This window comes from Saccharopolyspora sp. MMCC62 (assembly GCF_057736575.1).
This window is the reverse complement of sequence record NZ_JBYKCM010000002.1, coordinates 285,752-299,848: the sequence shown is the minus strand read 5'-3', so window position 1 is coordinate 299,848 and position 14,097 is coordinate 285,752. Positions and strand designations below refer to the sequence as shown.

At 71.4% G+C, this 14,097-nt stretch carries 12 protein-coding genes and 3 tRNA genes; 8 read left to right on the top strand and 7 right to left on the bottom strand.

What is annotated here, in order from left to right:
* Window positions 1-51 precede the first annotated feature (51 nt).
* Window positions 52-2,091 carry an acetyl/propionyl/methylcrotonyl-CoA carboxylase subunit alpha gene (locus tag AC29IT_RS05580; protein ID WP_488218250.1) on the top strand — a complete coding sequence of 680 codons (2,040 nt, stop codon included), beginning with the start codon at window positions 52-54 and terminating at the stop codon, window positions 2,089-2,091.
* 1 nt (window position 2,092) lies between these two features.
* The gene (locus tag AC29IT_RS05575) at window positions 2,093-3,244 is read left to right on the top strand and encodes an acyl-CoA dehydrogenase family protein (protein ID WP_358432306.1); all 1,152 of its coding nucleotides are present in this window, start codon (window positions 2,093-2,095) and stop codon (window positions 3,242-3,244) included.
* Window positions 3,245-3,361: 117 nt separating this feature from the next.
* On the opposite strand, the gene AC29IT_RS05570 is transcribed toward AC29IT_RS05575, so the two are convergent.
* Window positions 3,362-3,874: a hypothetical protein gene (locus AC29IT_RS05570; protein ID WP_488218046.1), complete on the bottom strand. Its 513-nt coding sequence runs from the start codon at window positions 3,872-3,874 to the stop codon at window positions 3,362-3,364.
* 647 nt (window positions 3,875-4,521) lie between these two features.
* On the opposite strand from AC29IT_RS05570, the gene AC29IT_RS05565 reads away from it, so the two are divergent.
* The 5 genes from AC29IT_RS05565 to AC29IT_RS05545 all read left to right on the top strand — a co-directional run bounded on the left by AC29IT_RS05565 (window position 4,522) and on the right by AC29IT_RS05545 (window position 6,424).
* The gene (locus AC29IT_RS05565) at window positions 4,522-4,761 is read left to right on the top strand and encodes a hypothetical protein (RefSeq protein ID WP_358432310.1); all 240 of its coding nucleotides are present in this window, start codon (window positions 4,522-4,524) and stop codon (window positions 4,759-4,761) included.
* 463 nt (window positions 4,762-5,224) lie between these two features.
* Window positions 5,225-5,839: a ScbR family autoregulator-binding transcription factor gene (locus AC29IT_RS05560; RefSeq protein WP_358432312.1), complete on the top strand. Its 615-nt coding sequence runs from the start codon at window positions 5,225-5,227 to the stop codon at window positions 5,837-5,839.
* Window positions 5,840-6,155: 316 nt separating this feature from the next.
* Window positions 6,156-6,228, top strand: a tRNA-Glu gene (locus AC29IT_RS05555).
* A gap of 16 nt (window positions 6,229-6,244) precedes the next feature.
* Window positions 6,245-6,321: transfer RNA gene (locus AC29IT_RS05550), tRNA-Asp, on the top strand.
* Between the two features lie 29 nt (window positions 6,322-6,350).
* Window positions 6,351-6,424 (top strand) — tRNA-Phe (locus tag AC29IT_RS05545).
* A gap of 214 nt (window positions 6,425-6,638) precedes the next feature.
* Here AC29IT_RS05545 and AC29IT_RS05540 read toward each other — a convergent pair.
* The 5 genes from AC29IT_RS05540 to yczE all read right to left on the bottom strand — a co-directional run bounded on the left by AC29IT_RS05540 (window position 6,639) and on the right by yczE (window position 11,409).
* Window positions 6,639-7,085 carry an AraC-like ligand-binding domain-containing protein gene (locus AC29IT_RS05540; protein ID WP_488218045.1) on the bottom strand — a complete coding sequence of 149 codons (447 nt, stop codon included), beginning with the start codon at window positions 7,083-7,085 and terminating at the stop codon, window positions 6,639-6,641.
* Window positions 7,086-8,823: 1,738 nt separating this feature from the next.
* Complete coding sequence (locus AC29IT_RS05535) at window positions 8,824-9,255, bottom strand: hypothetical protein (RefSeq protein ID WP_488218044.1); 432 nt, start codon at window positions 9,253-9,255, stop codon at window positions 8,824-8,826.
* A 161-nt stretch (window positions 9,256-9,416) separates the two neighbouring features.
* Window positions 9,417-9,635 (bottom strand): hypothetical protein, encoded by a 219-nt coding sequence (locus AC29IT_RS05530; RefSeq protein WP_488218043.1) that lies wholly within the window; start codon window positions 9,633-9,635, stop codon window positions 9,417-9,419.
* Window positions 9,636-9,920: 285 nt separating this feature from the next.
* On the bottom strand, window positions 9,921-10,766 hold the full coding sequence (locus tag AC29IT_RS05525; RefSeq protein ID WP_488218042.1) for a hypothetical protein: 846 nt from the start codon (window positions 10,764-10,766) through the stop codon (window positions 9,921-9,923).
* Between the two features lie 7 nt (window positions 10,767-10,773).
* Window positions 10,774-11,409, bottom strand: a complete 636-nt coding sequence (gene yczE, locus AC29IT_RS05520) for a membrane protein YczE (protein ID WP_488218041.1) — start codon at window positions 11,407-11,409, stop codon at window positions 10,774-10,776.
* Between the two features lie 61 nt (window positions 11,410-11,470).
* Here yczE and yczR point away from each other — a divergent pair, with 61 nt between their 5' ends.
* Window positions 11,471-12,907: a MocR-like transcription factor YczR gene (gene yczR / locus AC29IT_RS05515; RefSeq protein ID WP_488218040.1), complete on the top strand. Its 1,437-nt coding sequence runs from the start codon at window positions 11,471-11,473 to the stop codon at window positions 12,905-12,907.
* Between the two features lie 259 nt (window positions 12,908-13,166).
* Here the strand turns inward: yczR and AC29IT_RS05510 are convergent, their stop codons facing one another.
* Complete coding sequence (locus AC29IT_RS05510; RefSeq protein WP_488218039.1) at window positions 13,167-13,976, bottom strand: hypothetical protein; 810 nt, start codon at window positions 13,974-13,976, stop codon at window positions 13,167-13,169.
* Window positions 13,977-14,097: the final 121 nt, after the last annotated feature.

The window sequence follows — 14,097 nt, the reverse complement described above, 5'->3', positions numbered from 1 at the left end:
CCAGCAGGTTCCCAACGGCTTCTCAGCGGCGACGAGGACGAGGTGAGCGCGGTGGTGGTCGAGGTCGGCGCGGAGGTGGCCGCCGAGGCGGTCGGTACCCGGATCGACGCGGTGCTGGTGGCCAACCGGGGGGAGATCGCGGTGCGGGTGATCCGCACCCTGCGCGAGCTGGGCATCCGGTCGATCGCGGTGCACAGCGACGCCGACCGGGACGCCCGGCACGTCGCCGAGGCCGACACCTCCGTCCACATCGGACCGAGCAGTGCCGCGGAGAGCTACCTGTCGGTGCCGCGCGTCGTCGAAGCCGCGCTGCGCACCGGCGCGCAGGCCGTGCACCCCGGCTACGGCTTCCTGTCCGAGAACACCGGGTTCGCCCGCGCCTGCGCCGAAGCCGGGCTCACCTTCATCGGCCCGCCCGCCGCCGCGATCGAGGCGATGGGCGACAAGATCCGCGCCAAGGCCACCGTCACCGCCGCCGGCGTGCCCGTGGTCCCCGGTCGCAGCGAACCCGGCATGACCGACGAGGACTTGATCGCCGCCGCCCGCGACGTCGGCTACCCGGTGCTGCTGAAACCGTCCGCGGGCGGCGGCGGCAAGGGCATGCGCCGCGTCGAGGACCCCGCCGACCTGCCCGCGCAGATCGCCGCCGCCCGCCGCGAATCCGGCGCCGCGTTCGGCGATGACACCCTGTTCGTGGAGCGGTTCGTCGCCCGGCCCCGGCACATCGAGGTGCAGGTCCTCGCCGACGCGCACGGCGGCGTCGTGCACCTCGGCGAGCGGGAGTGCAGCCTGCAGCGCAGGCACCAGAAGATCATCGAGGAGGCGCCGTCGGCGCTGCTCGACGAACCCACCCGGGACCGGATCGGGCAGGCCGCCGTCGCCGTGGCGCGCTCCGTCGGCTACGTCGGTGCGGGCACCGTCGAGTTCATCGTCTCCGCCGACCGGCCGGACGAGTTCTTCTTCATGGAGATGAACACCCGGCTCCAGGTCGAGCACCCCGTCACCGAACTCGTCACCGCCGTCGGCGAGCGCCGCGGCCTCGACCTGGTCGCGTTGCAGGTGCGGATCGCCGCCGGGGAACCGCTGCCGTTCGCCCAGCAGGACCTGCGGATGGACGGGCACGCCGTGGAGGCCCGCGTCTACGCGGAGGACCCGGCGCGCGGCTTCCTGCCCAGCGGTGGCCGGGTGCTGGCCGTGCACGAACCGGCCGGGGTGCGGGTCGACTCGGGCATCGCCGCGGGCGCCGTCGTCGGCTCGGACTACGACCCGATGCTCGCCAAGGTGATCGCCTGGGGCCCGGCGCGCGCCGACGCGCTGCGCAGGCTCGACGCCGCGCTCGCCGACACCGCGGTGCTCGGGGTGATCACCAACGTGGCGTTCCTGCGGGCGCTGCTGGCGCGGCCCGAGGTGCTCGCCGGGGAGCTCGACACCGGGCTCATCGAGCGGAACCTGGCCGAGCTCACCGCCGACCCGGTGCCTGCCGAGGTGCCGGTGGCCGCCGCGCTCGCCGACCTCGCCGCCGCCGAACCGGACCCGCGCACCGCCGACCCGTGGGACGTGCCCGGTGGCTGGCGGCTCGGCGAACCGGCGTGGAGCACTTGGCGCTTCGCGGACGCCGAAGTGCGGTTGCGCGGCCGCGCCTCCGACGCGGAAGTGCTGGTCGACGGCGAACCGAGCCGGGCGAGCGCGTTCCTGCACGGCGACCTGCTCACCGTCACCCACCGGTCGCGCACCCGCCGGTACCGCTGGGCGCGCGACGGCGACACCACCTGGCTGGCCGCGGACGGGCGCACCTGGGCCGTCACCGAGCACCGGCTGCTGGCCGAGCGCGCCGAACGTGGCGGCGGCTCCGGCGGTGCCGTCACCAGCCCGATGCCGGGCACGGTGCTCGCCGCGGAGGTCACCGCGGGCCAGGAGGTCCACAAGGGACAGACATTGTTCGTGGTGGAGGCGATGAAGATGGAGCACACCGTCGTCGCCCCGCTGGACGGAACCGTCACCGAGGTCACCGCCCGACCCGGGCAGCCGGTGGCGCTCGACCAGCCGCTCGCCGTGCTCGCCGCCCTACCCTCCGGACCCGAGGAGAGCTGACATGATCGACCACCGCCTGGGCGAGGAGCACGAAGCCCTGCGCGACTCGGTGCGGACCTTCGCCCGCAAGGAGGTCGCGCCCGTCATCGGCGACTACTACGAACGCGAGGCCTTCCCGTACCCGCTGGTGCGCACCATGGGCGCGATGGGCCTGTTCGGACTGCCCATCGCCGAGGAGCACGGCGGCATGGGCGGCGACTACTTCGCGCTGTGCCTCGCGCTGGAAGAACTCGCCAGGATCGACTCCTCGCTGGCCATCACCCTCGAAGCCGGGGTGTCGCTGGGCGCCATGCCCATCGCCCGCTTCGGGAACGACGAGCAGCGCCGCACCTGGCTGCCGAAGCTGTGCACCGCCGAGGTCCTCGGCGCGTTCGGGCTCACCGAACCCGGCGGCGGTTCCGACGCCGGAGCCACCCGCACCACCGCCGTCCTCGACGGCGACCAGTGGGTGCTCAACGGGTCCAAGGCGTTCATCACCAACTCCGGCACCGACATCACCGGGTTCGTCACCGCCACCGCCGTCACCGGCAGCAAGCCCGACGGCGGCAAGGAGATCTCCACCATCATCGTGCCGTCCGGCACCCCCGGCTTCCACGTCGCGCCGAAGTACTCGAAGGTCGGCTGGAACGCTTCCGACACCCACGAGCTGTCCTTCGACGACTGCCGGGTGCCCGCCGCGAACCTGCTCGGCGAGCGCGGGCGCGGGTACGCGCAGTTCCTGTCCATCCTCAGCGAAGGCCGCATCGCGATCGCCGCGCTCGGCACCGGGCTCGCCCAGGGCTGCGTCGACGAATGCCTGCGGTACGCGGGCGAGCGGGAGGCGTTCGGCCACCGCATCGGCGAGTACCAGGCCATCCGGTTCAAGATCGCGGACATGGAGCTGCGGGCCAACAACGCCCGGCTCGCCTACTACGACGCCGCGTCCCGGATGCTGCGCGGCGAACCGTTCCGCAAGCAGGCGGCGCTGGCCAAGCTCACCTCGTCCGACGCCGCGATGGACAACGCGCGGGACGCCACCCAGATCTTCGGCGGCTACGGGTTCATGAACGAGACGCCCGTCGGCCGCTTCTACCGGGACGCGAAGATCCTGGAGATCGGCGAGGGCACCAGCGAGGTCCAGCGCATGCTCATCGCGCGCGAACTGGGGCTGTGAGCGCGGTCCGGACGTGGAACCGCCGGCGGAGGCGGTCGGGGGTCGCCTCCACCGGCGGAGTTCGGGGACTGCTCCGGGGTGGTCGGGGGTCGGGGTCCGGCCGCGGCCGGGACGGGGTCAGCGCAGCCGGCCGCCGCGCGGGATGGTGATCTCGGTGTCGGTCTCGCCGCCGTAGGCGTAGGCGTACGGGTCGTACTCGGGCTGCTGGCCGTAGCCCTGCTGGCCGTAGCCCTGCTGCTCGTAACCCTGCTGCTCGTAACCCGCCTCCTGCTGCGGCCACGCCGGGGTCGCCTCCTGCTGGGGCGCGGCCCGCGGCGGTTCCGGTGCCGGTTCCTCCGACTGCGACAGGTGCTGCATCACCCAATCCCTCGCCAGCGCGCCGGGCGAGGTGCCCTGGCGAGCGGCGAGCTCCTTGAGCTTCTCGTTGGCCATCAGCGGCAGGCGCAGCTGGTAGACCTCGGCACCGCCGAAACCGCGGCCGGAACCGGTGGTTTCGAGGTCCTCCTTCGGGGCCAAGGCCGCGAGGTACGAGTCGAGCTCGTGATCCGGTTCGTTGGCCTGCTGCTGGTTCGCGGACTTGCCCCGCGCGTCCTGCTGCCGGCGTCCGGTCTTCATTCGTCCTAGAGCCACGCGCACACGATAACGGTTCCGTTGCGAAACGTGGAGTGGCTGTGTCCGATTCGCCGGCGGCGTGTCGGCGATCGCCGGTCGCACCCGGGCAGCGGAGGACCCCCACGCCAGGGGGAGGAGCGCGGGGGTCGGAGGGGATCTCCACAGTCGCTGACCGGGGGTGGGTCAGCTTCACGATTGTGGCACGGCGACCCCGATTTCGGGAGGGAGCAGCCGCGAAGTCAGCTACTCGACGTCGACCTGATCGTCCCGCGGACCGCTCGCTTCACCCGGTGGACGGGCACCCGGACACAGCCGGGTGACGGCATCGCGTGAGCGGTGCACCGCGATCACGACTACCCCGGCTACACATCCGGACGGAGCAGCCGGAGCGCCCGGATCCACCGCGCCGACGCGGTGCCCGCGGACCCGCCCGGTCGTCCCGGCGTCCGGACCCACGGGCCTTGCCGACCGTTCCCGGCGGTCGGGTCACGGTCCGTTCCACAGTGGACGACCGTGCGGTTCGGCGTGGACGGTCCGCCCCTCCCCAGTGGAGAGAACCACGGTCCGTGATTACTCAGCGTCTCCCCTGAATCACTCTGTGGGGGGCTGCGACTGTGCACAAGCTGTGGATAACCTGCGGCCGAAACCCGAGCCGGGGAGGCGTCATGTACGGGTCGTTGGACGTGCGGAAGTTCCTGTCGCAGCAGGAAGAAACCGTTGGCCGATCAACCTCGGTGGTACCCGCGCCGCGCAGCGGCGAGCCCGCCGGGATCACCGACGAACAAGTGCACCGGGCGCGGGTCGCGGTGGCCCGCGGCTCCGAGGGCGCCGAGGACTGCCGGCTCCTGCTGGACATGCTCGGGCTCGTCCCGGACGAAGAGGGCGAGCCACCGGTGACCCGCTGATCGGATTCGGCGGAATCGCGCGGTCGAGGTCGCGGCGAGCCGCTCGTTCCGGATCATCGCGCGCGGTGGGTGCTGCCACCGCACACGGGGAAGTCGCTGGGCACGGGGTCGGCGACGCCGGATCGGCGGATCAACGCGGGGTCGTGGCGAGCGGATCGGGCACGGCTGCGCCGGGGTTGTCTTCCCGCGAGGTCGGGCACCCCCCGGTGGCTCACCTCGCGGGAAGACGTGAGCCCGGCGTGGGGCTCGCGCAAAACATACCGTGCGGTTTCTTTCGGGTTCCCTCCAGGTCACCGGTCGGTTCCGGCAAGATCACCAGTGGGACACGGGAACGGCGGATGGGCACCCGTGGGGGTGGCGCGGTAACTTCGCGTGGCGTAGTTGATCATCCTTTCGTGGGCCGTGTCGCCGGATCTGGTGAGCGTTGAGACATGGTCGACGTCCCAGCCGCCGGAGCCGTCCCATGCCCCAGCAGCGTCGGGCGCAAGTCACCCGCCGTGCCATCGTCATCGCTGCTGCCGAGGAGTTCGACCGCGCCGGCTATGACGCCACCCCGCTCAGCGCGATCTTGCGGCGCAGCGGTGTCACGAAGGGCGCCTTCTACTTCCACTTCCCGTCGAAGGACGCCGTCGCGTCCGCGCTGATCCGCTTCCAGGCGCAGGTCTGGTCGAAGATCTGGCAGCGCTGGACGGGCCGCGGCCTGGATCCGCTGACCACCGCCGTCGAACTCGTCGACGAGGTGGTCCGCATCCTGGAGCGCGACGTGGTGGTCCGCGCGGGAGCGCAGCTGGCGATGCGCGACCAGGAGACCGCGGCCCGCTGGGAGCAGCTGCTCGCCGGCCTGCTGCGGCGTTCCGCCGAGCACGGCCTGCTGCGGCCCGAGATCGATCCGGCCGCCGCCACCCGCGTCCTGTACGCGACGCTCGTCGGCGTCCGGGTGCTCAGCACCGGCCGCGGCATCGGCGCGGCCCAGCAGACCGGCGAGATCTGGCGCGTCGTCCTCGGCGGCATCGCGACGGCCGACTGGCTCCGCGACAACCCCTCGGTCCCGGCGGCGGCCCCCCGCCCCACGATCTGAGACCGCCGTCACAAGAACCCGTTTTCCGCCCCGAAGCCCCGCCCGGCACCCCTGGCGGCCGGTTCCGGTCCCCCGATGCCCTCGGAGGGCGTCCGGCCGGTCCCCCAACGTTCGGGTGAAAAATACTGGTCAGGAAGCTATGGTGGTGGTCGGCCGCGGACGCCCGGACGGACGCCGGGCCGCGCGATTCGGCTTAAGGGACCCCCCTGTGCAAGGCCGCTGAGCGTGTGTCGTAAGCTTTCATCACTGCCAACGGGGCGCCCCGAAAGGGAAAAGCCGGTTGGAGGTAAGGCCGGGTCGGTGTCGAATCGGCCAAGCCCCCATCGTCTAGCGGCCTAGGACGCCGCCCTTTCAAGGCGGTAGCGCGGGTTCGAATCCCGTTGGGGGTACGCAACAACAGAACATGGCCCAGTGGCGCAGTTGGTTAGCGCGCCGCCCTGTCACGGCGGAGGTCGCGGGTTCAAGTCCCGTCTGGGTCGCCAGAGCGAACGGCTGCAGAGTCGGACGCCATGGCCAGGTAGCTCAGTTGGTACGAGCGTCCGCCTGAAAAGCGGAAGGTCGGCGGTTCGACCCCGCCCCTGGCCACGCTCAAGAGCTGGCATGAGCAAGCCCCACCGGAACCGGTGGGGCTTGTTTCGTTCTGAGGGGTCGGGTCGGCCAAGGCAGAGTAGGGCGGCCGCCTGCTCGTACGAGAGATGCACCGGTTTGAGGACGACCGTCTTCTCCGGGGCCGTCACCATCTCGGCGAACGCTCCCGCCTGCCGGGACCGAGCCCGGCCGAGTACCGCGTCGCCGGCCTTCAGGCGGGTGACGCCTGCGCCGACCGACCGCCTCGACGACTCCCGCGAAGTCGTGCCCCATCGCGCGGGGAAAGGAGCGGCCGGTCATCAGCTTCGTTCCGCCGCTGCGTGACGTGCGCCGCGGCGGTGCTCTCGAACCGGAGCGCACGGGTGGGATCGAGCAGTACCAGGTCGGTCGGCCCGAGTTCGGCCTCGCCGTGCCGACCTTGCTCGATTCGCGTCCGACCCCGAATCGTCACCTTGACCGCCAGGTTCTCACCGTCGAGGGCGTCGCGTTCCCGCCCGATGGAGGAACTCTCGGGCGTGTCGAGGGCGACCAGCCGCAGCGGCCCGAGGGAACTGGTGGCGATCCGGCCCCGGAAACCGTCCCCGGCGACCTTGTCGACCAGCGGCGGAAACCCGCTAGCGGCCAACTCGTCCTGGAACGACTCAAGGTTGTCGATCACCGGTCGATGATAGCGGCGACACTTCTGCCCAGGTCACGGGTTCAGCGGGGACAAAGGACACCACCGCTGCGATGTCGCACGGCGAGGATTCCTGACGATGTTCGACGAGCCCGGCTTCTCCGTGATGGTCCCTTTCTCACAACGGCGGGGTTCAGCATCGTGTTCAGTCGGCCGGGAGGGAATTGACCCGGCACGACTGCGGTCCAGTACGCCGGAAGAGTGGACGAACTTGCCGTAAGATGGGAAAAGGATCATCCTGATCGACGTTCAGGTTCAGGCGTTGGTATCAGAGGTTGGACCCTGAAGTGCTGGCCTGTGGCAAGGTGGGATCGGCCCGGCTGCAACCGGGCCGATCCCGAGTGACCCTTACCAGGGCCAACCGTCGCCGTGCGTCAAGCGCTGCCAGAGATCAGCTACTGCTTGGCGTACGGCGCCCAGGCAGATGTTCAGCAACAGCTGACCGAGAAGGTGTCGTGCTTCTGCCTCCCGGTCGCGTTGCGCGCGCGACGCCCGAAGGCGCCGCTTCTTGCGGTAGTGCGGCAACAGCGTTCCTTTCTCTTCACCTGCGACGGATTCTTAGCTCCGCCGAGACTCCCGTTCCCCGTTCTGCGGTGAGAGGTAGCCGGAGGCTGAGCCGCACGTTCTGCTCTTTGTAGCAGACGGCAGAACAGTACAGAGCGCTGGTCACTCCCGGCAAACATATCCGAGCCCCCGGGTCCCCATCGGGGGAGGTTCGCGATCAGTTGAGTGAAAATTATTGTGAACCGTCACGTTCAATTAATACATTTGAGTGAACGTGAGTGCGTTTTCGAGTCGCTTCGTTCGCGCTGGTCAGGCTGCAGGTGGCTCGTGGATCTCGTTCCGATAGGCCGATCAGGTTGAGTTTGTCTCGTGTCTTGCCCGGGGCGGAAATGGCTTCGTGATCCTGTCTCGGCATCGGGCGAGCTCCTGGGGGCGCGCAGAGAAACGCGAGAGGAAATCACATTCCAGGCGAAGCGCAGGCGTCGCAGCGTTCAATTCGTGCCAGGAGTCCTCTGCGGTGATCGGAGAAATGGCTGGCCTCGTCGATGAAATACGCCAAAATGAATATGCCGAACCTTGAGATGGTGTGGCGGCGCAATGCAGGGTCGCGCAGGAAGATCGGCAGCTGTCAGCTGAAGCGGAGCGGGTTGCCGCGTCTGCAGGCGGTGGTCCAGGTGGCGACATCGCAGGAGGAGCCCCGCCGGATTCCCGACGGGGCTCGCTGTGCGGGTGCGCGTGGGGCGGTCAGGGGCGACGCCGATGATGCGGTGCAACGACCGTTCGGTGGAAGGTCGGCTTTGCGCGTAGTAGGTCAGGTTGCGGACCGGGGACGTTCAACAGGCTCGTCTGTGAGCTGTGAGCTGTGAGCTGTGAGCTGTGAGCTGTGAGCTGTGAGCCGTGGGCTGTGAGCCGAGGGCCGAGGGCCGAGGGCCGAGGGCCGAGGGCCGAGGGCCGAGGGCCGTGAGATCAGGGTGGTGCGAGAAGGCCGCTGGCCACCCCGCGCGTGGGTGCGCGGGGTGGCCAGCGGAATGGTGCGTGGTCCCGGATTGCTGCCGATTTAATCTGGTGCTGTCGAATTGGCTGCTGCCGCATCCGGGCGTGCGGGGGCGATCGGGTTATTCGTGCTGGAGTGGAATGGTCGCGCGATGCGCGGATTCGATCGCCGTATCGGCGGTGGTGCGTTCGTGGAGCTGCGCGGGCGTGGTGGTGTCGCCGGTCAGCCGGCCTGCTGGAAGGCGACGACCGGGAGCTGGCCGTCGTCGCAGCTGACGCCGGTGCGCGGGGTGCCTTGCTGGGTGACCAGCGAGCAGTCGTAGTTGCCGAAGACGTCTTCGGCGTAGCCGTTGGGTGCCGTGACCTGCGACGGGTCGAGGTCGAGGTAGCGGCCGATGACGTTGTGCGCGTCCTCGGCGCCGGCGTGCCCGCCGCTCACGTCGCGGGAGTACACGTCCCAGTAGGAGCCGTCGGGTGCTTGGAGGGCGCCCTGGGACACGTCCATCGGCTGCGGGCCGGGGACCGAGGGGTAGCTGGACTTGGCGCCCATGAAGTTCGTGGTGGCCTCCGAATTCGCGACCCCCGCGATGCCGGCGATTCCGACGAGGGAAAGGCCCGCGGCGAGAACGGAACCCACGATGGCGGTGCTGCGCATGATTGCCTCCGAAATTGTCGCTCGCTTCGTGATCTATACGGAAGACGCGACAGGAAGCGACCGGTTGTTCGGAGTGATTCGGATCACTTCGGGCTTGGGTGGCCCTGGCCCGGTGGCCACCGCTCGCGGGGTGGGCAGGGGGCCGGGTCACCGCGCTCGGGTCACTGCACCGGGAACTGCCGGATCGGGCTCGGCGTGTACTTGTAGATCCACACCCCGTGCGGCCGCTGGTGGTCCTTCACGTACGCGGCGGTCGGGTCCTCGCCGTCGCGGGGGACGGGGATGGGGGACAGCGGGCCGCCGGCCGCGCCCGCGGGCAGGGTGATCTCCCGGCCGTCTTCTGGGCCACCGAACAGTTCGATCCGGGTGTGCAAGTCCACGGGCGATCCCTCCCCAACTGCGTGCTGCGTGCCGTCCGGTACGACTGCCGACGGTGGCGGCAGGTTCCCTTGCCCACTCAAACGAGTGAAGCGGAACTCCGTTGCGCAGGAAAACAAATTCCACCCGAACGTAGGACGCCCCCGCGCTCGACCGGCCTGGGGGTCACCGGGAGTGCGGGGGCGTGAAGTCCACCCCTGGGGGTCAGGTGGACACCACCAGGTTACTTGGTGGTATGCGGATTGTCTCTAGGTGCAGAGATCTTTTTTCGCCGGATCGTGGTGGATTCAACCCGAGCGGGTGTCGTCCGCGAACCGGACCAGTGCCAACGCCTGGTCGTCGTGCCGCTTGGGGCGCGGCCAGCGCTCGCCCCGCGGATCGGCCTCCTCCGCGGCGCGCACTTCGGTGAGGACGGCGTCCGGACCGCCGCGGTCCACCGCGTCCAGCAGCGCGGACCAACCGGAGAAGATCCCGTAGTCCTGCACGCCGCAGGACACGCCGTCGGTCATCACCAGCGCCGCCCGCGCCTCTCGGCGGGGAAGGCGCGCTCGGGTGGCGTGCGCGGCGGCCTCCGGGACGGCCTCCGCCACCCAGAAGCCGCCTTCGACGTTGCGCAGGCGCGACGTCCGGTCCATCGCCGAGCCCAGCGCCGCCCGGTGTCCGGCGTCGAACCCGCCGCCGGACCGGAGCCGATCCCGGAAGCCGCCGCCCCGGTTCCAGCCGCGCAGCGCGGCGAGCTTGTCGTCGGTCACCGCGCGAACCCCGGCCGAGGTGTTCAGCACGATCGGGCTGTCGGCCAGCACCAGGGCTTCCACCTGCTCCTCGTCCCAGCGCAGCAGGGCCGCCGTGCTGGACGGCGACTCACCGGGGCGCAGGTCGAAGCGGGCCGCCACCTCGGCGATCGACCCGGCCAGGAGGTCCGCCAGATCGGCGCTCGGATCCGCCAGCCGCGGCTCCAGCGCTCCGGCCAGCTGCTCCGCGTACCAGCCTCCGGAGCGGGTGCCGGGGCGCAGCGAGGTCGCGCCGTCCAGCACCGCCACCGCGTTCGGCAGCACCAGCACCACGTCCTCGCTCGCCCCGGAACCCGGGGTCAGCCGATCACCCGGCCGTTCGGCCACCTCGACGTTCGCCATGCCCCCATCATCGACGCCCGGGCACCGTCACCAGCGGCAGGCACAGCTGGGTGATCCACCCGATCGCCACCGCGTACAGCACCGTCCCGAATCCCGCGGACCCGCCGAGCGCCCACCCGACGACCAGCACGCCCACCTCGATCCCGGTCCGCACCAGCCGCACCGACCAGCCGGTCCGCGCGTGCAGGCCGGTCATCAGCCCGTCGCGCGGTCCCGGTCCGAGCCGCGCGCCCACGTACACCGCGGTCGCGACCCCGTTGAGCACCAGCCCGGCCACGAACAGCGCCACCTGCCCCGGCAACCAGTGCGCCGGCGGCAGCAGGCCCAGCACGAGGTCCACCGACACCGCGATGACCACCACGTTCGCCACCGTCCCGATGCCCGGTCGCTGCCGCAGCGGAATCCACAGCGCCAGCACCACGACGCTGGTCAGCGCGGTGATCTCCCCGAAGCTCCAGCCGAGCAGGCGGGTCAGCCCGTCGTGCAGCACGTCCCACGGCGACAGGCCGATCTCGGCGCGCACCATCAGCGCCATGCTCGTGCCGTAGAGCGCCAAGCCGCCGAACAACTGCGCCAGCCGGGCTGCCGGGCGCACCGAGACCGGCATCGGGGAGAGATCCACTTTGGTTGCGGTTGAAGCCATGGTTCGTTGATACGGCGGTATTGGTCTCGTTCACGAGAGCCAATCTGGAACTATTGGACTCATGTCTCGCGTGATAGGACGGATCGGCGCCCGAGGTATCGCGGAACTGCTCGGCACCTGGCACTCCGGCCGCGCCACCTCCGGAGGGCTGCACCGGGCGGTGCGGCAGCTCGTGCTCGACGGCAGGTTGCCGCCCGGCACCCGGCTGCCCGCGGAACGCGAATTCGCCGACGCCCTCGGCGTCAGCCGCACCCTCGTGGTGCGCGCGCTGGACCTGCTGCGCGGCGAAGGGTTCGCGGCCAGCAGGCAGGGCTCCGGCTCGTGGGTGCGGCTGCCCGGCGACCGGGCGCACACCGACCCCGGCGGCTGGCCGCCCACCACCCCCGACCTGATCAACCTGGCGCAGGCCACGCTGCCCGCGCCACCCGAGTTCACCGCCGCGCTGGACCGCGCGCGCTGCCGCATCCCGGCGGAGCTCGGCGGCCACGGCTACCAGGCGCTCGGCCTGCCCGAACTGCGCGAGCGCATCGCGGAGCACCACACCCGCCGCGGTCTGCCGACCAACCCGCGGCAGGTGCTGGTCACCAACGGCGCGCAGCACGCCTTCGCGCTGGTGCTGCGGACCCTGGTCTCCCCGGGCGAGCGGGTGCTGGTGGAGCACCCCACCTACCCCAATCCGCTGCAGGCGATCCGCGGCGCCGGTGCCGAAGCGGTCGCGGTGCCGATGCTCGGGCAGGGCTGGGACCTGGACCTGATGGCCGCCACGCTGCAGCAGACCACCCCGAAGCTCGCCTACTTGATCCCGGACTTCCAGAACCCCACCGGCATCCAGATGACCGCGGCGGACCGGGAACGGCTGGTCGCGATGCTGCGCCGGACCCGCACCACGGCCGTCGTCGACGAGACCCTGGTGGAACTGGACCTGACCGGGCGGACCCCGCCGCCGCCGGTGGCCGCGTTCGGCGAGGGCCGGGTGATCACGCTCGGGTCGGCGGGCAAGACGTTCTGGGGCGGGATGCGGCTCGGCTGGGTGCGGGCGCCCGAGGACCTGGTGCAGCGGCTGCTGCTGGAACGGGCGGCGATGGACCTCGGCAGCCCGGTGCTGGAACAGCTGGTGCTGGCCGAACTGCTGGCCGACCCGGGGCCTGCGCTGCGCGCACGGCGGGACGAGGTGATCGGGATGCGCGACTCGATGATCGCGGAGCTCGCCGAGCAGCTGCCCGGCTGGCGGTTCCGGGTCCCCGACGGCGGATTGTCCCTCTGGTGCGACCTGGGGGCGCCGGTGAGCAGCAGGTTCGCCATCGCCGCCGAGGAGCACGGGCTGCGGCTGGTGCCCGGCACCCGGTTCGCCGTGCACGGGCACCTGGAGCGCTACCTGCGGATCCCGTACGCGCTGCCGGTCGACCAGCACCGCGAGGTCGTGCGCAGGCTGGCCGCGGCGGCGGGCCGGTTCGACGGGATCGCCGATCTCGGGCCCCTGGACGAGCCGATCAGCTGAGGCGCCGCACGGGACGGGCGACCGGATCGCCTTCCGGCACGGCCCCTCGTCGTGCCGGAAGGCGATCTCGGGTGCGGTCCCGGTGCCGCTGGGGCACTGCGACACCGGGACCGGGGCGCGGCACGCAGCTCAGGAGGGGTCAATGTTCCTGGTGCACGTGCCTGCAAGCGCCCCGCGACCGGTCCCGCCGGGCGCAGTCGGCCGGACCGGAGACTTCGGTGGTGCGGCGGCCCCCGGAGCCGGGTGCCGCCGGCCCGGTTCAGTCGGGGGAGGTGGACGGTTCGATCAGCGCGATGCCGCGCGAAGTGACCGTTTCGACGTGCCCGCCGACGGCGCGCACCGGGCCGGGCAGCTGCGGCCGGGTCGGCAGCACGGCGTGCATCCAGCGCGCTCCGGGCCCCGAGCCACCGGGTGCCGCGGCCGCGGTCACCGCGACGGGCGGTGCGATCGGCGGGACCTGGTGCGGTGCGGTGCCGCCGTGGTCCACCGGCGCGGGCGCCGGGGTGGGCTGCGGCTCCGGATCCGCCGCAGCGGGTGGCATGGCGTGCTCGGAGTCGGTGCGGTCCGGAGCGGTGGTCGGTGCCGGTGCGGCGGGCTCCGGGGCGGCGTCGCGGAGTGCGGTGCCGTCGGATGGCTGTGCGGTGTCCGGTGTCGTGCCGGTGTCCTGGTCCGCTGCGAGCTGGTGCACCTCGTCCGGTTCAGCGGGTTCCGGTTCGGCGCGTAGCGGTTCGGTGGATTCGGTGACGGGTTCGAGCTCCTCGCGCACCCCGGCCGTGATGTCGGTGGCAAGGTCGGCGACGCCGAGCTGCTCGGCCGCGGTCGAGGCCTGGTCCACGCGGACCGGTTCCGGGGTGCTCGGTGCCGCGGGTCGTTCGATCGAGAGCGGGGCGATGTCGGGTTCAGCCACCTCGACCTGCACCGCGGGCACCAGTTCGTGCTGCGGCGCGGCCTCGGCCGGACCCGCGGCCAGCAGCCAGGCGCCGCCGAGAATCCCGGCGGTCGCCGCGGCGCGGGCGGTCCAGGCGCGCAGGCGCGACCAGTGTCCGCGCTGCGCGCAGCTCCCGGTCACCCTCACCACCGCCTGTCGGTTCGCTCCTGCCGAACGCGAGGGGTCAATGCTCCCCTCGCCATAGGATGAGCGGCAGCCCTTCTCGGTATCAACCACCCGGACAGGCGGTGTCCTACCACCG